The following is a 21,222-nucleotide window of genomic DNA, read 5'->3' as shown; positions in this document are numbered from 1 at the left end:
GGCCATGGACAAAGCTGAACAGACCGGGCTCCAGTTGCGGGTGACCGAAGGGAACGCCCGCGACGTCGGCCGGGCGCTCGCCCGCATGGGGCCGGAGGATCTCGAACTGCTGGCCGCGGCGGTAGGCGATCTGGTCGAAGTGCGCGGCAAGCGCACCACCGTATGCAAGGCCATGCTCGCGCACAAGGAGTTGCGCGCCCAGTCGCGGGTGCAGCTGGACGGCGTCGTGCGCGGCAACGCCGGCGCCGGCATCGACGAGCTCGTCACGCTGAAGAAAGTGACCGCGCGTCCGGCAAACCTGGTGCAGTTGGCGCCCATCAACGCCGCTCCCGCGCCGAGCGACCTCGACTACATCGCGGGATTGCTCGACGGCCTGCCGGTGATCGAGGGCGACCGCATCCGCGCGACGCTGTTCGGCAGCCGCAGCGCGGATTTCAAGGTGACGAGCTGCACGCCGCGCGGACCGGTGCTGATCGGCCCGAACACCGAGCTGTCGATCGGACGGCCCGCGAAAGGCGAACCCGCGGTGGCCGCCCCGACCCTGTCGTACGAAGACATCGGCGGCCTCAAGCCGCAATTGATGCGCATCCGCGAAATGATCGAGCTGCCGCTGCGCTATCCCGAAGTCTTCGAACGGCTCGGCGTCGACGCGCCCAAAGGGGTGTTGCTGTACGGCCCGCCGGGCTGCGGCAAGACCCTGATCGCGCGGGCCATCGCCCATGAGTGCGACGCGACCTTCTTCGCGGTGTCCGGCCCCGAGGTGATACACAAGTTCTACGGCGAATCGGAAGCGCACCTGCGCAAGATTTTCGAGGAAGCCGCGCGCAAGGCGCCCGCCATCGTCTTCCTGGACGAAGTGGATGCGATCGCGCCCAAGCGCGAAACCGTCGTCGGCGAGGTGGAAAAGCGCGTGGTCGCGCAACTGCTGGCGTTGATGGACGGCCTCAACGGCCGTCAGCAGGTCATCGTGATCGCCGCCACCAATCTGCCCAACGCGCTCGATCCGGCGTTGCGCCGGCCGGGCCGCTTCGATCGCGAGATCGCGATCCCGATCCCCGATCGCAACGGCCGTCTCGAAGTGCTCGAAATCCACAGTCGCGGCATGCCGCTCGCGGCCGACGTCGAGCTGGAACATCTCGCCGACATTACTCACGGTTTCGTCGGCGCGGATCTCGAGGCGCTGTGCAAGGAGGCGGCCATGCTCTGCCTGCGCCGCCTGCTGTCGGAACTCGATCTCGGCCTGCGCTCGATTTCCCTCGAGCAGCTCGATCGCCTCATCGTGAACATGGACGACTTCCTGTTCGCGCTGGCCGAGATCGATCCATCGGCCATCCGCGAGGTCTTCGTCGAAATTCCCGACGTGCGCTGGGAAGACGTCGGCGGCCTCGGCAATACGAAGGCGCAGTTGATCGAAGCGCTGGAGTGGCCGCTCAAGTATCCGGAGCTGCTGACGCGTGCGGGCGCCAAGCCGTCCAAGGGAATCCTGCTCGTCGGCCCGCCCGGTTGCGGCAAGACCTGGCTCGCGAAGGCCGCGGCCAACGAGTGCGGCGTCAATTTCATCCCGGTCAAGGGTCCCGAGCTGATGTCGAAGTACATCGGCGAATCCGAAAAAGGCGTGCGCGACGTGTTCCGCAAGGCGCGGCATGCGGCGCCCTGCCTGCTGTTTTTCGACGAAATCGACGCGCTCGCGCCCCGGCGCGGCGAAGGCGCGTCCGGCGCGCACGTGCCGGAACGCCTGCTGTCGCAATTTCTGGCCGAATTCGACGGCATCGAGGATCTGAAAGGCGTGATGGTGCTCGCCGCCACGAATCGCATCGACATGCTCGATCCTGCCGTGTTGCGTCCCGGCCGTTTCGACGAGATCATCGAAATCGCGTTGCCCGACCCGGCCGCCCGCCGCGAGATCTTCGACGTGCATCTGCGCCGCAAGCCGCTCGCGACCGACGTGGCGAGCGAACACCTGGCGGAGGAAAGCGGCGGGTTCTCGGCCGCCGAGATCGCGTCGGTGTGCCGCCGCGCGGCGCTCTCCGCTGTGCGCCGCGCAGTCGCCGCGGGCATCGCCGATCCGGCGCTGGTGCAACTGAGCGGCGCAGACCTGGACGACGCGATCCAGGAGGCCCGGCAGCGGCGCAAGCAAACGCAATGAACGACGCCCTCTATCTGTTTTGCTTCGCGCGCGCCGCCAGTCTCGACCCGGCATTGGCCGCGAGACCGCCCGATGAGCCGCGGCTGCAACTGTTGCGCGAAGGGAATCTGGGCGCGGTGCTGTGCGACGCGTCGCGCAGCGAGTTCGCCGGAGCCGACGCCGAGCGGCGGCTCGCGGACCCTGCCTGGATCGCCGGTCGAGTGGCGACCCACGCCGCGGTGATCGAGTGGGCGATGCGCTATTCGCCCGTCTTTCCGGCCCAGTTCGGCACCTTGTTTTCCAGCGCCAACCGGGTCGCCGCGTTGATGCGAAGCTGTCACCCGCGCATCGGCGGCGTCCTCGATCATGTCGAGGGCAAGACGGAGTGGGCTGTCAAAGGCTGGCTCGATCGACCGGCAGCCACCGACTCGCGGGCCGCGTCGCTCCGCGCCGACGAGCTGGAACCCGCGTCACGCTCGGCCGGCGTCCGTTATCTGCGCGAGCGGCAGCTTCTGGCGCGGGCCAGCCAGAATCTGCGCCGCTGGCTCGAGCAGAGCGTGCCGCAAGTCTCGGCGCGATTGCAGCGCCACGCGGTGGAGATGCGTAGCCGGCCGTGGCGGACATCGGATGCGCCGAACGAAATCGTGGCGAACTGGGCGTTCCTCGTGCGAAACCGCGACGTCCCGGCATTTCGCCGACAGGCGGACGCCATCAACGCCGAGCTCGCCACGCAGGGATTGCGCTTCGACCTCTCCGGGCCATGGCCGCCGTACAGCTTTTGCGTCCCGCTCGCCGAAGAAGCAACATGGTCTGGCTGATCTACGCCGTGCTGAAGCCGAGGCGCGCCATCGCGTTGCCGCCCGGCGTGGACGGCGCGCGGCTCGATATCGTGGACGGCGCGCACCTCTGCACCGTCGTCTCGGAACATCGTCAGGCGCCGTCGGCGACGGTACCGGCGGCGCTCGCCTTCGGCCAGGCGGTGACCGCGCTGTTCCGGCACGGCGCCATCGTGCCGATGCGCTTTCCCACCTGTCTCGACGACAAGCAAGCCGTGCGCGCGTGGCTGGACGACGAATGCGACACGTATGGTGCGCTGCTGCAGCGGATCGACGGCTGCGTCGAAATGGGGCTGCGATTCCAATTCGCCGACGAACCGCGTGCGCAGTCGCGGCCGCACGCAGGCGGTCCCGGCCATGCCTACCTCGCCGCTCGCGCGGCGCCGAGCGCCGTCGCGCTGTCGCAGGGGGAACGCATCGCGGCGACGCTTCGCGGCCTGTATCGCGACTGGCGGTTCGACGGGCGGGTGGAAGGCTTCGCTAGCCTGAGCTTTCTCGTCCGGCAAACCGCGCTCGACGGCTTCCTCGCCCGATGCCGGCAAACGGCGCGCCGGACCGCCTTGCCGATCTACGTGTCGGGGCCGTGGCCGCCGTACAGTTTCGCCGCGGACGAGCGCTCATCGGCGCCGGGTTGCATGGCATCCTCCGGCCGACGAGTCGCACTCGGCCTCGACAGCCGCGTCAAGATCTGAAAACGCCGCAGATTCGATACAACGCGACGACGCTCGTTGAAAACCGCGTGCGAATTGCCGCGCAATCCGCAGCCAGACGGAGATCGGCGTGACGATGCAGCGGGCCGTCGAATGCGCACGACCACCGCGCGCCATCACGCCGATGCGTCGTCTTCCGCGAGCTGAAACAGGCAATCGCCGCGTTGCACCTGCGCGGGCACGCGTTTGCAGACGACTTCGCCGTCGCTCGCGAAGCGCTGCGTGACGGGCTCGCGCAGCGGCGTATCGGGAAAATGAATCAGCGCCGCGGGCTGACCCGCGCGCACGCGCCCGCCCAGCTCGACGAGCGGCTCGTAGAGCCCCTTGTCGTACGCATACACGTAATGATGCGCGCCGCCCACCCGCATGAAGCGCGTCTGCGCGGGCGGACTGTCCGGCACGAGCGGGCCGCGCAGCGCGCCGACGAAGCCGAGGAAATGCAGCAGGCCGCGGCGTGCGTCGCGAATCAGCGCCGGATCGGACATCCCGCCGCCGCCCAGTTCGGTCAGGATCGAGATCGCGCCTTGCCGGCGCGCGGCCGACGACGCATGCACCGGGTTCGGCGCGTGCAGAAACGCGCGCGGCAGGCCGAACGCGGCGAGCAATTCGCGCACGCGCGCGCGCTCCGCCGCATCGCGCGGCTCGAGCGCGAGCATGTTGCCGCCTTGATAGAGGAGCGAGCTGCCGCCCGAATGCAGATCGACGAGATACTGCGCGCGCGGCAGCAGCATGTGCTCGATGTAGTCGGCGATCACGTCGGTCGGCGTGCCGGCCGGGTCGCCCGGAAAGCTGCGGTTCAGGTTGCCGCCGTCGATCGGCGATACGCGCGAGCCCGCGTCCGCCGCCGGGAAATTCGCCATCGGCAGGAAAATCAGTTGCCCGTCGACCATCTCCGCGTCGATCTCCCGCACGACGCGCGATACGACGATCTGCCCTTCGTACTCGTCACCGTGGTTGCCGGCCATCACGAGCACGACGGGGCCGCTGCCGTTGCGAATCGACACGATCGGAACCGGAATCCATCCGTATGCCGAACGATGGACCGAGTGCGGCAGGCGCAGATAGCCGGCGTGCTTGCCGTTCGCGTCGAGATCGATTTCGCTGCGGATCGGATTTCGGAAGCGGGGGGTGTCGGTCATGGTCGGCATCGGCCTGCGACGGCCTGAGCAGTAGCGGGACTGTGTGTGGAAGCTCACCGGCAATCGCCGGCGGGCGCTCGGGGTGCTGCGGCGTGCAACGCATGCGGTTCTGCGACGCCGTTGCGACGGTGCGGTACTGCGGATGCGCCGATGCTGCGGCCGGCGTGCGCCATGTCGACGGCGCGAATGTCGCGGCACGGCGCCGCCGCATATGTCCTGAACGTTCACGGAACAACAGCGTCGCTCGCTTCGCGGGCGCAGCGGGCGCAGCGGGCGCTGCGGGCGTCGCGGGCGCTGCGGGCGTCGCGGGCATCGCGGGCATCGCGGGCGTCAGGATCGTAGCGCGCCGCCGCATCGACGGGAACGACGAATGCATCTGATCGTAATGCGCCGCTTGCTGCTTTGCATAGTGCATCAGCAGCATGGTCGCCGCCGAACGCATCGCACAACGGTTTTCTGCTAACGTCGCCTTGCGAATGCGTTCGTTCCACGCAAGCGCCGCCGGCGAATGCGCCTCCGTTCGCGTGACCGGCTCGGGCGTGCAACCGACTCGAGCGCGCGCCACGCGATCCGTCCCGCGACGCACGCGCGGCCCAAGCGCCCCAACCTTCCGGAGCCCCTCGCATGACAACACACCGGTTCGACGTGTTCGGCAGGCAAATCCTGATCGAGCGCATGCAGGATCGCTGGGTGCCGTTTTATCCCGGCACGGACGGCAAGCGCCGTCCCGCGCATTTCGTCATTCCCGATTTCCTCGAAGCCGACGAGCTGAGCCAGTATCTCGGCGACCTGTTTCACGAAAGCGCGACGCCCGACAACGGCGACGTTCGCCGTCTCGATCTTCCGGAGCCCGATTGACCGTGCGGGCGGCGGCTGCATCCGCCGTCGGCGCCGTAGCGAAGCGCAACGACGGCATGCCGGCGCGAATCCGCGGAGACGCAACGCGCAGCCGGCCCGGCGCTCCACGTTGTCGCCCTTCTTCTCCGGATTGAATAAACTTTTCTCATTGCGCGGCGTCCGACGCAAAAACGGCAAACAACCCTGGCGCGGCTCCACGCCCGCGCCCGTTCGCGCACCCCATGAAATCACTGATCCCGCAGCAACCGCACAAGCTCGTCCGTCATAACGTCAACTGGGCGGTGAACGCGTTCAAGCGCTTCTCCACCGACCGCTGCTCCGCGATGGCGGCGAGCATCGCGTTCTATTCGGCGTTCTCGCTCGCGCCGATGCTCGTGATGGTGATCGCGGTCGCCGGGTGGTTCTTCGGCGCCGACGCCGCGCGCGGCGAGGTGTTCAGTCACGTCCACGAATTGATCGGCAACGAGGCGGCGGCCGGCGTGCAGACGATCGTCGAGAACGCACACCGCAGCGGCAGTCGCGGCGGCATCGCGGCGCTGATCTCGTTCGCGATGCTCGCGGTCGGCGCATCGGCGACGTTCGCATCGCTCAACACGGCGCTCAGCGTGATCTGGCCTGCGGCCGGGACGCGCGCATCGTCCGTGCTCGGCCTCGTGCGGGTGCGGCTCGTCTCGTTCGGACTCGTGCTCGGCGTCGCGTTCCTGCTGATCGTGTCGCTGGTGCTGGACACCGCGATCACGTTCATCGGCCGCTGGCTGTGGGGCAACTCGCCCTATGTCGTGATCGGCAACCTGCTGCAGTTCTCGATCGGCATCGCGGTGCTCGCGTTCGCGTTCGGCACGTTGATGAAGTTCCTGCCGGACGCGCGCGTGTCGATCCGCGACGCGATGACGGGCGGCATCGTCTCCGCCGTGCTGTTCTCGGCGGGCAAGAAGCTCTTCGCGCTGTACCTCGCGCACGCGGGCACCGCGAGCGCGTTCGGCGCCGCGGGATCGTTCGCGGTGCTGCTGATGTGGCTGTACTTTTCGGCCGCAGTGCTGCTGCTCGGCGCGGAATTCGCGGCGGCGCGCGGCGCCGCGCACGCGGCGGACGACGCCGCTGCCGCTGCCGACGCCGAAGCCCACGCCGATACCGCTGCCGCTGCTGCCGAAGCCGAAGCCGCGGCGGTACGTCGCGGCCCGCGCGATTGACGCGATGGACATGTGACTCTAGACAGTCCGCTCCTTACGCCTGCCTTTCCGGGTCTTGCGCCTAAGCAAACGATCGGCTCGGCGCGCAAGTGCGCCGAACGCGGTCGCGCGGATGCATTCCGCCGTACCGTCTTGCGGCGTAGGACCGCGCGTTGAACGCGCTCATGGCCCGACCCGCAAGCGCAAACGTTTGCTCACCCTGATTTTGTTGCATGAACAACCCCGAAACGCTCGTCCTCCCGCGGACGATGCTTGTTGCCGCAACAATCGCAACGCAACAATCGATCAGTGTTCCCCGAACCGAAATAGTCGTTTATGTGATTGATATAAAACGACTTTCCCTCACTGTTACCTTTTCGAGACACTTTATTTTTTTGGATTTCTTGCGTCTGGTGCAGTGCGCTATTCTCCAATCCGCAACAAATAACGACTCACTCGCGTGGAGAAATAACTCGATGAAGAAACTTGCTCTGTCTACCCTCTCGCTCGCCCTGCTGGGCGCAGCCGGCGCAGCTCAGGCTCAAAGCAGCGTCACGCTGTATGGCGTGATTGATACGTCGATCACTTATGTCCACGGCAACGACGGCCAGGCCAACAACGCCTGGATGATGGGCAGCGGCAACCTGCAAGGCAGCCGCTGGGGCCTGAAGGGCACCGAAGATCTGGGCAACGGCCTGAAGGCGATCTTCCAACTCGAAAACGGCTTCAATTCGGCCAACGGCGAACTCGGCCAAGGCAGCCGCATGTTCGGTCGTCAGGCGTTCGTCGGCCTGCAAAGCGATCAATACGGCACGCTGACGCTCGGCCGCCAGTACGATCCGCTCGTCGACCTGGTTCAACCGGTCACAGCAGACAACTACTTCGGCAGCCTGTTCGCCACCCCGGGCGATGTCGACAACAACGACAACAGCCTGCGCGTGAACAACACGGTCAAGTACACGTCGCCCGTGTTCGCCGGCCTCCAGTTCGAAGCCCTGTACGGCTTCAGCGGCATCGCGGGCTCACCGGGCACCGGCCAGACGTGGTCGGCCGCTGCTGCATACAACAACGGCCCGCTCGGCGTCGCAGCCGGCTACTTCCATACGTCGAACTCGGCACCGCTCAGCGCCGCCGGCATTCGTACGGGCTGGGGTGGCTCGTCCGACGCGATCTTCGACGGTTCGAACAACTCGCTGTTCCTGAACAACGGCTACGCGACGGCCAAATCGATCGGCATCGCTCAAGTCGGCGCTCAATACGTGATCGGTCCGGTCACGTTCGGCCTCGGCTACAGCAATGCGCAATACAAGTCGGACAACGCTTCGGCGTTCGGCTCGACCGAGAAGTACAACACGGGTCGCGGCTTCGTCACGTACCAGGCGACGTCGGCACTGCTGCTGGGCCTCGGCTACATCTACACGAAGTCGAGCGGCGATTCGAACGCGAAGTACCACCAGGTTTCGCTGGGTGCGGACTACTCGCTGTCGAAGCGTACCGATGTCTATCTGGCTGGCGCGTACCAGCACGCAAGCGGCACGCAAGCCGGCGGCGGCGAAGCACAGGCGTCGGTCGGCTCGTACGGCATCGGCGGCACGAAGTCGCAAGAAATCGTCGCTCTGGGCCTGCGCCACAAGTTCTAAGCGCAGCCGCAAGCAACGGTTCGGCGACGCTCTCGGGCGTCGCCGGCCGCGACCGCAGAGCCAGCCTGACGCATGTGCGGACGGCTGGCTTTTTTGTTTTGTTAGCAGTGCCGTGCGGACGTACATGCCACGGCAAGAAGACAGTGTTGGCGATTCGCCCGACATCGGCGCGCGCCATGCCGCGCCGCAAGCGCTATACGCGTTCCGCAATCTCGGATAAGGCAACGAGCCCCGAACTTCGCTCGCAGAGCCAGCAAGGCCGGCATGATGCGCCTGCGAGCCAAAGGCTTCGCTGTCGCGAGCCGGGCGGCGCGCAACGAGCAACGCAGCACGGTCGACGCTTTCCGGCGACGCGCGTCGCCGTTTCTCGGCGCTCGGCACAGCACGCTTTCCCGCGCCACACTTCCCCAGTACGATCGCGCGCTTGGATCCGGCGGCGTCTCCGTACATCGCCCGTCAACGCCGCCCAATCCGACGCAGATCATCCGTCGGCGTTTCGCTTCGCCAGTCTGCATTTGAGCCTAGCGCTCGACGCGCGCGGGGCCGAACGACGATGACGATGACGGCGGCGGCGGTAGTCGCCCGCCGACGATCCGCCACGCCGCCATCGCACGGCATACGTGACCGAGCCCTGCCCTCGCCAACCCGATCGCGCCGCACGCTATCGTTGCCGTCGCGCGTGCGAATGCCGATGCGCGTGCCGACCGGTTGCTCCACGCGCAATCTCAAAATGAACCGGCATGCTATCGCCTGCGCGTACCCGACACCGCCACGCCGCACACGTCCTTCGCCGGTCTACATGCGCGTGCTGCGCCGATTTGCTCGACCGTCGACGACTCCTCACTGAAATCGCCCGGCGACGCTTCCATTCGCCATGGACAGCCCGCTTGCTCGTCCGCGCGCCGCGTCGCGTTGCAAGTGCACGGACATCCCGGACATCCCGGCTCGCCGGCGAGCGTCGCGCGACATCGCATCGTCGCCGCGTCGATCCATCGTTCGCCGACAACCAGGAGACTTACGTCTAGCCGCATCGCTGCAACGCCCGCTCCGCCGTCACGGCGACCGCGCCGCGCGCCCCGTTCGCAACCACATTCACTACGCCCGCGCACGACTCGCCGCGCGCCGGACGCCGCACACCTTGCGCCGCACCGCGCCGTGCACAGACAAAAAAATCCCCGCGCGCTTTCGCACGCGGGGACTTTTTCGGACTATCGCAGCTACCGGACGATTCCGGCAAACCGCACGCCGTCCTTACGCTGCCGCGTCCTTCAGCTTCTTCAGCGCACGAGCCTTCACGCGCACGCTGGCCGGCTTCGCCGGGAACCAACGTTCTTCGCCCGTGAACGGATCCTTGCCGAAGCGCTTCTTCTTCGCCGGCACGGCTTGCGCCGAGATCTTCAGAAGGCCCGGCAGCGTGAACTCGCCCGCACCCTTCTTGTGGATCGAACCGAGGATCGCGTTCTCGAGTGCCGTCAGCACAGCCTTCACGGCCTTCAGTTCGACCTCGGCACGCTCGGCGATGTGAGCGGCGAGCGACGCCTTCGTGAACGAGTCCTTGAGCGGCGTCGGAGCGGCAGGCGCCTTCGCGACAGCCTTCTTGGCCACTACTTTCTTCGCGGGCGCTGCTTTCTTGGCAGCCACTTTCTTGGCCGGTGCGGCAGCCTTCTTAGCCACCTTTTTTGCGGAAGTCGCCATGTTTCTCCTACCAGGTGTGGTCGTTGGATACACGAAGCGCGCGACATGCGAGCTTCAACGCCGGATTCTACAAGCGCCGCGCCGCTTCGTGCAGCACTTTTATGCGTTATCCGCGGGTTTCCCGCAGGTTTTGTTGCGCGCCGCTGACTACGGATGTCGTTTCGGCCCGTGTATGCAGCGTTTTTTTGTGTCGCGCGCCGAATCGAAACGGCGAATTATGTTCGACATTTGCATTCCTATACTGTCCGTCGGCATCGCATCGCTTGGGATATGGAATGCGCGCAATCAAGCATGTTAGAGGGCTCGACGGTTTGCGCGCCGTCGCCGTCACACTTGTCTTCCTATCGCACCGCGCGCACTTTGGCGCGGTCGACGTCGGCCAGATCGGCGTCTGGACGTTCTTCCTCATCAGCGGCTTTCTGATCGTCGGCGAACTGCACCGCAGCCGGCTCGCGATCGAGCGCGGCACGTCGTGCCGCCGCTACGCGTTCTGGCTGTTCGCTGGCAAGCGCGCGCTGCGCATCCTGCCCGTCTACTACCTGCTGCTCGCCGCGCTCGCGATCGCGCATCGCCACATCTATCAGCACGGCGTCGACCTCGGGCTGCGCTGGCACGCGGTGTTTCTGTCGAACTATTGGATCGGCGCCGTCAAGGACGGCTGGCCCGGCAGCACATCGCACTTCTGGAGCCTCGCCGTCGAACAGCAGTTCTACCTGATCGCGCCGCTCGCGCTGCTCGCGACCCGCGCGTCGCGCCATCTCGCGTATTGCGCGGCGGCCGTCGCGCTCGCCGCGATCGCGCACGCGCTGCTGTATCTGCAACACGCATCGCCGGTGCTCATTTATGCGTTCTCGCCGTGGAATTTCGCGTTGATCGCGCTCGGCGGCATCGGCGGGATCCTGCACAGCGGCGGCGTGGCCGCGCCGAAAGGCGCTGTCGGCACACTCATGCTTTGGGCCGGCGCTGCAGGCGTGACGTTCTGCGCAACGCTGGCGATGTGGGCCGCGCCGCTTTCCGCCACGGCCGGCGGTCCAGCGGACGTCGCCCTCGGCGTCTCGCTCGGCATCCTGCTGTTCTGGATCGTGAGCCGTCCCGAACATCCAGCCGTCGCGCTGCTCGAATGGGCGCCGATCGCGTACCTCGGCGCCATCAGCTACGGGTTCTATCTGTTCCATAACCTGATTCCGGAGCATCTCGGCGTGATGCCGGGCCTCTACGAACGGCTGCACGTCCCGCATTCGCTACGGGAATTGCTGCCCGAGATCCTGCAGTTTCTGCTGTCCGTGCTGCTCGCGCATCTGTCGTGGCAGTACCTGGAAAAGCGCGTGCTGGATTACAAGAAGCCGCTCGAGAGCGCGTTGCGTCGGCGGTTCGCGCCGCGCGAGCGCACGGCCGTGCGGTGACGCGCACGATGCTGCTAAACGCGTGTATTCGACGACAAGAGCCTGGACCGCTCGAAGCCGCATTGCGCCGCGGGTTCGCGAGCGGCTACACGGGACACTTGATCACGCAAGAGTCATTTGAGCGCCGGAAGTCGGTACGCGGCCAGGCCATTTTGCATGCGGAGCGCTTCCCCGCGCCGCGCCGCCCCGGACATAAAAATGCCCCGGCTCATGCGAACCGGGGCCAACGGAACAACCACCACACACCTTGGACGTCAGAAGACAGGGATGCTAAGCGACTGCGGCAAGCGCGGGCAGACAGTTGCGCAGATACGCCTCGAAATCGCGGCCGACTTCCGGATGCTGGAGCGCGAGCTCGACAGTCGCCTTCAAATAGCCGAGCTTGCTGCCGCAGTCGAAGCGGGTGCCGTAATAGCGGTACGCGAGCACCTGCTCCTCGGTCAGCAGCGACTGCACCGCATCCGTCAGTTGCAGTTCGCCGCCCGCGCCCGGCTTCGTCTTGCGCAGGTGATCGAAGATGCTCGGCATCAGCACGTAGCGCCCGACGACGCCGAGATTCGACGGCGCATGCTCGGGCGCCGGCTTCTCGATGATGCCCGACAGCTTGATGATGTCCTCCTCCCACTCGCGCCCTTCGACGACGCCATACGAGCGGCTTTCCTCGCGCTCGATCGTTTCGACGCCGATCACCGAGCTGTGATAGTGGTTGAAGACGTCGACGAGCTGCTTGAGCACCGGCTGGTCGCCGTGCAGCAGGTCGTCGGCGAGGATCACCGCGAACGGCTCGCCGTGCACGAGCTTCTCCGCGCAGAGCACCGCGTGACCCAGGCCGAGCGCGGCCGGCTGCCGCACGTAGAAGCAATCGACGTGACTCGGCTTGATGCTGCGCACGAGTTCGAGCAGCTTTTCCTTGCCGCGCGCCTCGAGCTCGGACTCGATTTCGAACGACTTGTCGAAGTGATCTTCGATCGCGCGCTTGCTGCGCCCCGTCACGAAGATCATCTCGGTGAGGCCTGCGTTGATCGCCTCTTCGACCGCATACTGGATCAGCGGCTTGTCGACGACCGGCAGCATTTCCTTGGGACTCGCCTTGGTGGCGGGCAAAAACCGTGTGCCGAGACCGGCAACGGGGAACACGGCTTTGGTGACTTTCAACATGATCGCATCCCGAAAGTGTTGACGGTTGGCCGGGCGTCAAATGTCGGGATCGCGCGCCAAGCGCGGCTGCGCTCGACGGGCGATGCGCATCGGCATTCGACGCGCCGGCAAAACATCAATCTGAAAAAATCGTCTGCTTGACGCGGCGCTTCTTTCATTAATATGAAAGGACCGCCCGGATATAATCACATTCGGATAATCGTCGCGGAGTCGGTCGATCTTGCCGACCCGCCGGGTGCTTCGCGACAATTTACCGATTCGATCCGTTACATTCAATTATTCGAATTCCTCCGAATAAGGCGCACGGCCGCGGCCGAAGCCGAAGCGGTTGATCGGCTCGTTCTTCAGCGCGTCCCGATAAGCCGACAGCACGGCCATGACGAGCAATACGGCGCCGCTTGCGATCCAATGCATGTCCATCGTGGGCTCCCTCCTTCAATCGACATGGGATCTCAAGCTATCAGAAAAAAATCGATAAATAATTTGCCGCCATACCGCAACGTGAAAACCGTTACGAATGGATACGAATAATTACATTTATTGGATAAGCGATTTTTTTATTCTCCCACCCGGATTTCTTGCGGATTACGATCGAATGGCGTCTTTCGCGTCTTTCTCATTGCAAGGAACCGGACCGCATGAATGCTTCGAGCGTGACGTTGGGCGCGCGGCCGCCCGCCACCGACCACAAGGAACACCTGATCGACGCGCTGCGCGGCTTCGCCGCGCTGCTCGTCGCGTACTTTCACTGCCGGCAGGTCGTGTGGGTCGGGATGCAGAACTTCCATCGGACCTACGGCCATTCGCTCGATCCGAGCGTGATCGTCGGCTATCTGACGTTTCCGTTCGCGTGGGGCTCGGCCGGCGTGCCCATCTTCTTCGTGATCAGCGGCTATTGCATCCACCGCAGCGCGGCGCTCAAGCTCGCCGCCGATCCGGCGTACCGGCTCAACGCGCCGAACTTCTGGGCGCGCCGCTTCGCCCGCATCTATCCGGTGCTGCTCGCCGCGCTCGTCGCGACGCTCGCGTTCGACTCGATCAGCCTGCAGCTCGAGCCCGTCAGCCACAAGATCCGCGACATCGGGCTCACGCCGTTCGCCGTCAACCTGCTGTCGCTGCAGGGCGTCGCGGGGTACACGTACGGGTCGAACGGCGCGCTGTGGACTCTGTCGCTCGAAGTGCAGTTCTACGCGATCTACCCGCTCCTCTTCGCGGCGCGCCGCCGCTTCGGGATGCTGCCCGTCGTCGTCGCGATCGCACTCGTCAACGTCGCGTCGGCCTGGCTGCTCGAGCGGCACGATCTGCAGTTCTTCACGTCGTACTGGCTGTCGTGGACGGTCGGCGCGTGGATCGCCGACGTCCGCGCACAGCGCGACGCGCACGTCGCGCCGGCCCCGTCGCGGCTCTGGTACGTGGCCGCGGCGATCGGCGTCGCGCTCGGCTGCGTCGCGTTCCACTTCGGCCAATACGGCGCGTTCCAGCTATGGGCGGCCGGCTTCGCGTGCTATCTGTACGCGGCGCTCGCGCGGCCCGTGTCGACCTGCGCGCCGATGCGGGTGCTGTCGTGGTTCGGCGATTTCAGCTACTCGCTTTACCTGATCCATCTTCCGTTCTTCGTGTGCGTCGCGTCGGTGCTGTACCGCTCCGGGCTGCAGTTGTCGATCTGGCCGTCGTTCGCGTTCATCGCGGCCGTCGTGCCCGTCGCGTATCTGTTCTACCGGATGTTCGAGCTGCCGGCGATGCGCTGGTCGGCAAGCCTCAAGCCGAAGCGGGCCATCGCAGCGGCCGCGCAGCAGCGGATGCCCGTCTGACGAACGGGGCGGGCGGCTTGCGGCGCCCCGTGGCGGCGGCGCGGCCCGCCGCGCGAGGATCGAAGCGGCCAACGCGTGCCCGTGTCGGCGGTACGAAAACGCTTGCCGTCAACATGCGCCGAGCGGCCCGGTAAATCGGGCGCATGCATGGCGACGTCGCGGCGAATGTCTTCGTCGCGTCGCCCTCGATACGTCGGTCGAAAGCCGGTCTATATGGTCTTGGACGCGTGAAGACAGCGATCCGAACGTCGCCGCTGCGAACGGTCGCGCGGCACGTCAGGCACGCCGCCCAGCAGCATGGCATTGAACGGACACGCAACAATCCGAGCGGCTGCTCGGCAATATCGCGGATTGCGAAGGAATCCCGGCGTCTGCCGACGACGAGCGCGACAGCGCGTTCAGGTACCCGGTATCGGCAATGTGATCGCCAGGCCGCCGCGCCGCCCGCTCGCCGCCAAACCGGTTTCACCGCCGCCGCGCGGTCCCGACGAGAATCCGCTCGACCTGCTCGACGTAAGTCTGCGTGCCGAAGCGGCTCACCGCGGTGTCGTAGCCATTCGCGACGAGCCGCTCGTACAGGACCGCGTCGGTCCGCAGCGCGGCGAGCGCGTCGGCGAGCGCGTGGGCGTCGCCGGGTTCGCAGAGGAGGCCGTTCACGTCGTCGTCGATGATCTCGACGACGCCGCCCGCGCGCGCCGCGACGACCGGCCGCTTCGCGAGCATCCCTTCGACGATCACGCGGCCGAACGGCTCCGGCGTGATCGACGTGTGCGCGACGACGTCGACCGCCTTCATGCACGCGGCGACGTCGCGCTGGAAGCCGAGGAAATGCACACGCTCGCCGAGCCCGTGCAGCGCGACGTGGCCGCGCAGTTCGGCCGCGTATTCGTCCTCGCCGAAGAGCGGCGCGCCGACGAGCGCGACGTGCATGTCCGGATAGAGCCGCGCCGCCTCGAGCAGCACGTGCTGCCCCTTCCAGTGCGCGAGCCGGCTGAACGAGGCGACGATCCACGCGTCGGCCGGCAAGCCGAAGCGCATGCGCAGCGCGGCCTGGCGGACCGGTTCCAGCGCGACGAACGGCTCGGCCGAGATTCCGTTGAAGACGACCTGCACCGCGCGGCGGTCGAAGTCCGTCAGCGCGAGGAACGCCTGCGCGGACGCGTCCGAGTTCGCGATCACGCGCGTGACGCCGAGCCGCGCGCAATGCTTGATCGCGAGCCGCTGCTTCGAACCGAAATGCGCTTCGCTGACGATGTCGCGCAGATGCCAGACGACCGGCTTGCGCGCGAGCCGCCCGGCGAGCGCGCCGACCACCATCGCGCGCTGCGTATTCGCGTAGATCACGTCGGCGTCGCGCGCGCGGCGCGCGACGTCGCGCACGAGCGCGAGCAGGCTGCCCGCCGCGCGCAGCGACACGCCGCCCTGCTTGTGAACGCCCGCGAGTGCGCGCTGGCCGACGACGTCGACACGCACGCCCGCTTCGTCGAGCGCCGCGCGGAACGGACCGTCGTCGAACAGCACGACGTCGGCCGAATCGCGCAGATGCTTCATGATTTCGAGCAGCGACAGCTCGGCGCCGCCCAGCACGCCGCTCTGGTCGAGCACGAGCGCCTTCAGGCCGCTCGCCGCGAGCGACATGCCGCTGGCCGGCTGCGCGGCGCCCGCGCGCATCGCGCGCGCCTGCGCGTTCGGCAGCAGCGCATCGATCTGCGCGACGAAGCGCCGCCGGAAATGCGCGGCGGAAAACCGCTCGGCGTTCGCGCGGCAGTCCTCTGGCTCGAAGCGGTCCGGCGCGCGCTCGAAGTCGTCGACCGCTTCGACGATCGCGCGCGCGCTCTGCTCGTCGAAGAACACGCCGGTCGGCCGCTCGTGCGACGCCGCGTCGCGCACCGTCTCGAGCGCGCCGCCCTTGCCGAACGCGATGACGGGCGTGCCGCACGCCTGCGCCTCGACGACCGAAATCCCGAAATCCTCCTCCGCCGCGAACACGAACGCCTTCGCGCGGCGCATCCGGTCCTGCAGCACCGAGAACGGCTGATAGCCCATGATCTCGACGTTCGGCGCGGCCTTCGCGCGGATCTTCCGCATGTCCGGGCCGTCGCCGATCACGACGAGCCGCCGCTCGGGCATCTGCGCGAACGCTTCGACGATCAGGTCGATCTTCTTGTACGGCACCATCCGCGACGCGGTCAGGTAGAAGTCTTCCTTGTGCGTCGACAGCGTGAACGCGTCGACGTCGACGGGCGGAAACACGACCGCGGCGTCGCGCTGATAGACCTTGTGGATGCGCCGCGCGATGAACGCCGAGTTCGCGACGAAGCGGTCGACCGAGTTCGACGTGCGCACGTCCCAATTGCGGATGTAATGCAGGATCAGCCGCGCGACCGCCGATTTGACACCGCGCGTCAACTGCGATTGTTCGAGGTACTGATGCTGGAGATCCCACGCGTAGCGGATCGGCGAATGCACGTAGCTGACGTGTACCTGGTCCGGCCCGGTGAGAATGCCCTTCGCGACCGCGTGGCTGCTCGAAATGACGAGATCGTACGCGGACACGTCGAGCTGCTCGATCGCGAGCGGCATCAGCGGCAGATAGCTGCGGTACTTCGTGCGCGCGTACGGCAGCTTCTGGATGAACGACGTCGTGACCGGCTTGCCGCGCAGGAACGTGCGATCGTCGACGAAATCGACGAGGCTGAACAGATCCGCGTCCGGAAAGCACGCGACGATCTGCTCGAGCACGCGCTCGGCGCCCGCATAGGTGACGAGCCAGTCGTGGACGATCGCAACGCGCAGCGGCCGCGCCGCGTCGCGCGCACGCTGCGGAAGCGGCGGCGCATCGGCGACGCGCGCGTCGCGCTCGACGTCCTGAAACGTCGCGGCGCGCTGCAACGGGTGTTCTGCAAGATCGCGATTCATACGCTCTTCCTCGGGTTCAGGCGCACGAGCACGCTGCGCGCGAGCGCGCGCATGCCGGGCGTCATCGTGATCGACCAGCCGACATTCAACGCGACCGCGACCGCGCACCCGGCGACCGCGGCGGCGAGGCCGCCGGGCAGCGCGTGCGCGAAGTAAAGGCTCGCAAGCAGGAATGCGAGGTGCGCGAACATGTCGAGCGCGATCGCGCGCATCCGGATCGCGGACAGATACAGCAGCACGCCGTAATCGACGAGCGCGCGCGCGGCGACGACGACCGCCGCGCCGATCAGCCCGAAATGGTGGATGCCGACCCACAGCGCGCCGACGAAGAACGGCATCTGCACGAGGCCCGCGGCGGCGGCGCGCGCCGGGTTGACCTGCGACTGGATCAGGATGCGCGTGACGCTTGCCTGTCCGACGAGCCACACGCTGATCACGAGCACGCGGCCGACGGGCGCCGACAGCTCGGCGAGATCCCGGCCGATCCACAGCGTGAGGAACGGCCCGAGCGCGAAGACCGCGACGATCGCGACCGGCGTGAACACGCCGTTCAGGAATTCGAGCGACTGCTTGACGAGCGTGTCCGCGTGATCGCGGCCGACCGCCGACAGCCGCGGAAACAGCGTGCGCACGAGCGCGTTCGGCAGCATGTTCAGGCGCGTGACGAGGTTCTGCGGCACCGTGTAATACGTGACGTACTTCGCGCCGAGCCCCGCGCCCAGCATCACGCGATCGAGCGTGTCGGCGATCATGCTCGTCGTGCTCGCGATCAGCATCCAGCCGCCGAAGTTGAAGAGTCCCTTCGCGGTGCCGAGCTGCGGCGGCTCGATCTTGCGGATGCCGAGCACCTTCATGCTCGCCGAGCCGAGCATCACCGCGGCGATGAAGCGCGCGCCGACCGCGGCGGCGAGCACGACCTGCAGCGTCGGCGCGACGAGCCACGCGGCGAACAGCGGCATGAGCTGGAACAGGAAGGTGCCGATCGTCTGGTTCGTGTTGAACACGCCGAAACGCTCGGCGCCGTTGATCGCGCCGGCGAACACCCACGACACGTTCGCGAGCGGAATCGCGAGCGCGAGCCACGGCAGCGCGAGATACACCTCGTGCTGCAGTTCGGCCGACACCTTCGTGAAGTACGCGGTGTACATGAACGCGCCGAAGTAGATCAGGAGCCCGCCCGCGATCCCGGTCGCGAGGTTCAGCCAGAACGCGCTCCAGAACACGCGCGCGCTCTCTTTCGCGTCGCCGCTCGCGAGCGCCTTCGAGATGTGGTTCTGCGCGGCCATGCTCATCCCGAGATCGAGGATTCCGAAATAGCCGATCAGCGTCCACACGAGGCTCACGACGCCGTAGCGCTCGACGCCGAGCGCCTTGATGTACGCGGGCACCGTCACGAGCGACACGAAAGTCGGCAGGATCAGGCCGAAGAAATTGATCGCGACGTTCTTCAGAATGCCTTTATCCATGGTCACGCCACCCCGCCCCGTTCACGCCCGCCCTCGTCCACGCGCCGGTCATTGCGGCCTCCATCGATACATCATCACTTTGCCGCGCGCGTCCTCCTCGACGAAGATCAGGTACTCGCCGTTGTCGCGCTTGTACGCGCTAATCCCGAACGGGACGTCGACCCAGCCGGACGCGCGCCCGACTTCCGGCCCCGGCTTGATCACGCCGAGCTCGCGGCCGTTCTCCTTGTCGTACACGTGCACGGTGCCGACCGGCTCGACGCCGAACAGATAGCGGCCTTCGACCGTCAGGCCGATCAGCGTGAAGATCGGCTTCGCGTCGAGCTGCCACGGCAGCGAAACCTGGTAACGCACGACGGGCGAACCGCTCGACCACTTGTCGAAGCGCACGAGCACGCGCCCCACTTCCTTCGAAAGGCCGCCCACGCGCGGCGCGCCGGCCGTGTAGCCCGTCACGTACAGCGTGTCGGTCGACGCGTCGTACAGCGAGCGCCGCAGTTCGGTGAACGGCGCGGGCGTCGGATACGTCGTCAGCTTGCCGTACGCGTAGATCGGGTTGCCGGCCTTGTCGAGGCCGCCGAAGCGGAAGCGCCGGATGCCGCGCGTGTCGCTCGTGCGCCAGATGTCGCCGCTCGTGTCGACCCACCAGCCCCAGCCGCCCGCCATGCCCTTGCCGGTCGTGTTCAGCTCGAACTCGCCTTCGTCGATGCGGCCGTTGCCGTTCGCGTCGCGCCAGATCCAGTCGCCGCCCGACGGCCGGTTCGGCACCTTGTCGACGGGCCGTGCGCGGCCCGCGAGCAGCCCCGACGGAATCGCGGTCTCGCCGTCGCGCTTCGGATCGAAGCGATAGATCTTCAGATGGTCCGCGTACATGTCAGTCAGATAGAGGAACGTGCGGCCCGCGACCTTGCGCGCGAACGGCATCCCCGGCCATTGATCGGTGTTGAACACCGGATCGTCCGGATACTTGAAGCGGTTCGACAGGAATCCCGCATATTTCCATTCCTTGCCGACGGGCTTCGACAGATCGAGCTCGAAGCGCTTGTTGCCCGTGTAGACGCTGTTCGGCCGGCCCGGATCGATCCACGCGCCATCGACGAACAACAGGCCCTGCACCTGCCAGCGCAGCCGGCCGTCTGGCGCGTAGCTCTCGAGCGTGCTGCCGAGCCCCGCGCCGATCGTGCCTTGGCCTTGGCGCGGCCCGATGCCGTTCGTCGCGACGTAGACGTTGCCCGCGCGATCGACGCCGACGCCCGTCAGCCCGTTGAAGCGCTGCGGCCCCGGCCGCCCCGCATAGCCCGAGAAGATGCCGCCGCGCTCGCCGAGCGTGCCTGACATCGCATAGCCGCCTCCGCCGGATTTCGAGAAGATCAGGACCTGCTGGCGCGGGCCGTTGTCGGCGATCAGCACGCGGCCCTTCGCGTCGGTCGCGACGTCCACGGCGTCGGTGCCCGACGGCAACGCGGGCGCGTCGTCGATCGCGCGGCCGTCGGGGCGCACGTGCGCGAGTTTCGCCGGCCCGTTCACCGTGCCGGTCAACAGCCACAGCGTGCCGTCGCCCGCGAGCGCGATCCGGCCCGGCTCGTGCGCGCTCCACGCGCCCTTCTTCTGCATCGTCTGCGCGTCGTACACGTTAACGGTGTCGTGCAGCGGATCGGTCGCGTACAGCACGCTGTCGTTCGCCGCGAGGCCCGCGATTTCCGCGCGCGTGTCGGTCGGCACGTCGTTGACCATCAGGAAACTCGCCGCGAGCTTCGCGCGCGCGTCCGACGCCTTCGCGCTGCGAAACGGCGCGGCCTGCTTCACGTCGCCGATGTCGCGGCGCGAGATCCCATACCACTGCCGGCCCTTGTCTGGCCAGAGGCCCGGTCCGACGAGCCGGCCTTTTTCGTTGCCGACCGCGATCGCGACGTACGCATAGCGGCTGTTGACAGCGATCGCATTGCCGCCCGCGTTGCCCCAGCCGTGCGTGCCGCCCGCGAAGCCGAGCATCTTGCCGTCCTGATAGACGCTCGCTTCCGCGCCGCTTTCGTCCCACGGCGCATTCGTATACACCTTGCCGTCGGGCGCGACCGCGATCGCGTGAATGTCGATCTGCGTCCACGTGCCATCGCCATAGCCATAGGTGTTGCCGATCCACGACGTCGTCGCGGGCAGCACGTTCTCTGCTCTCGCGGCGCCCGTCAGCATCGCCGCCGCGCACACCGCCACTCCCATCCGCATCAAACGTCGCAAAACGCCTCTCCCTTCGACCGTGACGAGACGCCCGCGCGCGCCTGGCCGAAATGCGAGC

Annotated in this window: 15 protein-coding genes and 1 pseudogene; 9 read left to right on the top strand and 7 right to left on the bottom strand. The window is 66.9% G+C overall.

Annotation, left to right across the window (positions count from 1 at the left end; all coding sequences use genetic code 11):
* Window positions 1-4: 4 nt before the first annotated feature.
* The 3 genes from WS69_RS22390 to WS69_RS22380 are packed head-to-tail and all read left to right on the top strand — an operon-like array spanning window position 5 to window position 3,653.
* A complete protein-coding gene (locus WS69_RS22390; RefSeq protein ID WP_059472855.1) occupies window positions 5-2,146 on the top strand; it encodes a CDC48 family AAA ATPase in 2,142 nt (713 codons plus the stop codon).
* On the top strand, window positions 2,143-2,943 hold the full coding sequence (locus WS69_RS22385; protein WP_059472854.1) for a GvpL/GvpF family gas vesicle protein: 801 nt from the start codon (window positions 2,143-2,145) through the stop codon (window positions 2,941-2,943). Before WS69_RS22390 ends, WS69_RS22385 begins: the two co-directional genes overlap by 4 nt.
* Window positions 2,931-3,653, top strand: coding sequence for a GvpL/GvpF family gas vesicle protein (locus WS69_RS22380; protein WP_059472853.1), 723 nt, complete (start codon window positions 2,931-2,933; stop codon window positions 3,651-3,653). Before WS69_RS22385 ends, WS69_RS22380 begins: the two co-directional genes overlap by 13 nt.
* Window positions 3,654-3,787: 134 nt before the next feature.
* On the opposite strand, the gene WS69_RS22375 is transcribed toward WS69_RS22380, so the two are convergent.
* Window positions 3,788-4,810, bottom strand: coding sequence for a succinylglutamate desuccinylase/aspartoacylase family protein (locus tag WS69_RS22375; RefSeq protein ID WP_059472852.1), 1,023 nt, complete (start codon window positions 4,808-4,810; stop codon window positions 3,788-3,790).
* Window positions 4,811-4,911: 101 nt separating this feature from the next.
* On the opposite strand from WS69_RS22375, the gene WS69_RS33655 reads away from it, so the two are divergent.
* From WS69_RS33655 to WS69_RS22355, 4 genes are all read left to right on the top strand, one after another.
* On the top strand, window positions 4,912-5,190 hold the full coding sequence (locus WS69_RS33655) for a hypothetical protein (protein WP_059472851.1): 279 nt from the start codon (window positions 4,912-4,914) through the stop codon (window positions 5,188-5,190).
* 244 nt (window positions 5,191-5,434) lie between these two features.
* Window positions 5,435-5,668: a DUF7661 family protein gene (locus WS69_RS22365; protein WP_059472850.1), complete on the top strand. Its 234-nt coding sequence runs from the start codon at window positions 5,435-5,437 to the stop codon at window positions 5,666-5,668.
* A 221-nt stretch (window positions 5,669-5,889) separates the two neighbouring features.
* A complete protein-coding gene (locus tag WS69_RS22360; protein ID WP_082716370.1) occupies window positions 5,890-6,858 on the top strand; it encodes a YihY/virulence factor BrkB family protein in 969 nt (322 codons plus the stop codon).
* A gap of 455 nt (window positions 6,859-7,313) precedes the next feature.
* Entirely contained in the window at window positions 7,314-8,477 is a 1,164-nt protein-coding gene (locus WS69_RS22355; protein WP_059472849.1) for a porin, read from the top strand.
* 1,251 nt (window positions 8,478-9,728) lie between these two features.
* Here the strand turns inward: WS69_RS22355 and WS69_RS22350 are convergent.
* Window positions 9,729-10,172: an HU family DNA-binding protein gene (locus WS69_RS22350; protein ID WP_059472848.1), complete on the bottom strand. Its 444-nt coding sequence runs from the start codon at window positions 10,170-10,172 to the stop codon at window positions 9,729-9,731.
* Between WS69_RS22350 and WS69_RS22345 the strand changes: the two are divergent.
* Window positions 10,171-11,575: pseudogene (locus WS69_RS22345) on the top strand (acyltransferase family protein). The gene WS69_RS22350 and the pseudogene WS69_RS22345 overlap by 2 nt on opposite strands.
* Before the next feature lie 270 nt (window positions 11,576-11,845).
* On the opposite strand, the gene galU reads toward WS69_RS22345, so the two are convergent.
* Together galU and WS69_RS34245 are read right to left on the bottom strand one after the other, a co-directional pair.
* Window positions 11,846-12,733: a UTP--glucose-1-phosphate uridylyltransferase GalU gene (galU, locus tag WS69_RS22340; RefSeq protein WP_059472846.1), complete on the bottom strand. Its 888-nt coding sequence runs from the start codon at window positions 12,731-12,733 to the stop codon at window positions 11,846-11,848.
* Window positions 12,734-13,009: 276 nt separating this feature from the next.
* Window positions 13,010-13,153, bottom strand: a complete 144-nt coding sequence (locus tag WS69_RS34245; protein ID WP_010109866.1) for a hypothetical protein — start codon at window positions 13,151-13,153, stop codon at window positions 13,010-13,012.
* Between the two features lie 218 nt (window positions 13,154-13,371).
* Between WS69_RS34245 and WS69_RS22335 the strand changes: the two genes are divergently transcribed.
* A complete protein-coding gene (locus WS69_RS22335) occupies window positions 13,372-14,544 on the top strand; it encodes an acyltransferase family protein (RefSeq protein ID WP_059472845.1) in 1,173 nt (390 codons plus the stop codon).
* A 465-nt stretch (window positions 14,545-15,009) separates the two neighbouring features.
* Here the strand turns inward: WS69_RS22335 and WS69_RS22330 are convergent, their stop codons facing one another.
* From WS69_RS22330 to WS69_RS22320, 3 genes are read right to left on the bottom strand one after another with little or no spacing between them, the layout of a single operon-like run.
* Window positions 15,010-17,463: a glycosyltransferase family 4 protein gene (locus WS69_RS22330; protein WP_059472844.1), complete on the bottom strand. Its 2,454-nt coding sequence runs from the start codon at window positions 17,461-17,463 to the stop codon at window positions 15,010-15,012.
* Window positions 17,460-18,929, bottom strand: coding sequence for an oligosaccharide flippase family protein (locus tag WS69_RS22325; RefSeq protein ID WP_059472843.1), 1,470 nt, complete (start codon window positions 18,927-18,929; stop codon window positions 17,460-17,462). Before WS69_RS22325 ends, WS69_RS22330 begins: the two co-directional genes overlap by 4 nt.
* Before the next feature lie 48 nt (window positions 18,930-18,977).
* Window positions 18,978-21,140 carry a hypothetical protein gene (locus WS69_RS22320; protein ID WP_059472842.1) on the bottom strand — a complete coding sequence of 721 codons (2,163 nt, stop codon included), beginning with the start codon at window positions 21,138-21,140 and terminating at the stop codon, window positions 18,978-18,980.
* Window positions 21,141-21,222 lie beyond the last annotated feature (82 nt).

It is taken from the genome of Burkholderia sp. BDU5 (assembly GCF_001522845.1).
In the GTDB taxonomy this organism is placed as follows: domain Bacteria; phylum Pseudomonadota; class Gammaproteobacteria; order Burkholderiales; family Burkholderiaceae; genus Burkholderia; species Burkholderia mayonis.
This window is presented reverse-complemented; position numbering and strand designations above follow the sequence as displayed.

What these genes read in the sequence shown, in the direction of transcription:
- WS69_RS22365 (WP_059472850.1), top strand. Translation starts at nt 5,435, where the DNA reads ATGACAACACACCGGTTCGACGTGTTCGGCAGGCAAATCCTGATCGAG.
- WS69_RS33655 (WP_059472851.1), top strand. Translation starts at nt 4,912, where the DNA reads ATGCGGTTCTGCGACGCCGTTGCGACGGTGCGGTACTGCGGATGCGCC.
- WS69_RS34245 (WP_010109866.1), bottom strand. Translation starts at nt 13,153, where the DNA reads ATGGACATGCATTGGATCGCAAGCGGCGCCGTATTGCTCGTCATGGCC.
- WS69_RS22380 (WP_059472853.1), top strand. Translation starts at nt 2,931, where the DNA reads ATGGTCTGGCTGATCTACGCCGTGCTGAAGCCGAGGCGCGCCATCGCG.
- WS69_RS22375 (WP_059472852.1), bottom strand. Translation starts at nt 4,810, where the DNA reads ATGACCGACACCCCCCGCTTCCGAAATCCGATCCGCAGCGAAATCGAT.
- WS69_RS22360 (WP_082716370.1), top strand. Translation starts at nt 5,890, where the DNA reads ATGAAATCACTGATCCCGCAGCAACCGCACAAGCTCGTCCGTCATAAC.
- WS69_RS22385 (WP_059472854.1), top strand. Translation starts at nt 2,143, where the DNA reads ATGAACGACGCCCTCTATCTGTTTTGCTTCGCGCGCGCCGCCAGTCTC.
- WS69_RS22325 (WP_059472843.1), bottom strand. Translation starts at nt 18,929, where the DNA reads ATGGATAAAGGCATTCTGAAGAACGTCGCGATCAATTTCTTCGGCCTG.
- galU (WP_059472846.1), bottom strand. Translation starts at nt 12,733, where the DNA reads ATGTTGAAAGTCACCAAAGCCGTGTTCCCCGTTGCCGGTCTCGGCACA.
- WS69_RS22335 (WP_059472845.1), top strand. Translation starts at nt 13,372, where the DNA reads ATGAATGCTTCGAGCGTGACGTTGGGCGCGCGGCCGCCCGCCACCGAC.
- WS69_RS22390 (WP_059472855.1), top strand. Translation starts at nt 5, where the DNA reads ATGGACAAAGCTGAACAGACCGGGCTCCAGTTGCGGGTGACCGAAGGG.
- WS69_RS22330 (WP_059472844.1), bottom strand. Translation starts at nt 17,463, where the DNA reads ATGAATCGCGATCTTGCAGAACACCCGTTGCAGCGCGCCGCGACGTTT.
- WS69_RS22355 (WP_059472849.1), top strand. Translation starts at nt 7,314, where the DNA reads ATGAAGAAACTTGCTCTGTCTACCCTCTCGCTCGCCCTGCTGGGCGCA.
- WS69_RS22350 (WP_059472848.1), bottom strand. Translation starts at nt 10,172, where the DNA reads ATGGCGACTTCCGCAAAAAAGGTGGCTAAGAAGGCTGCCGCACCGGCC.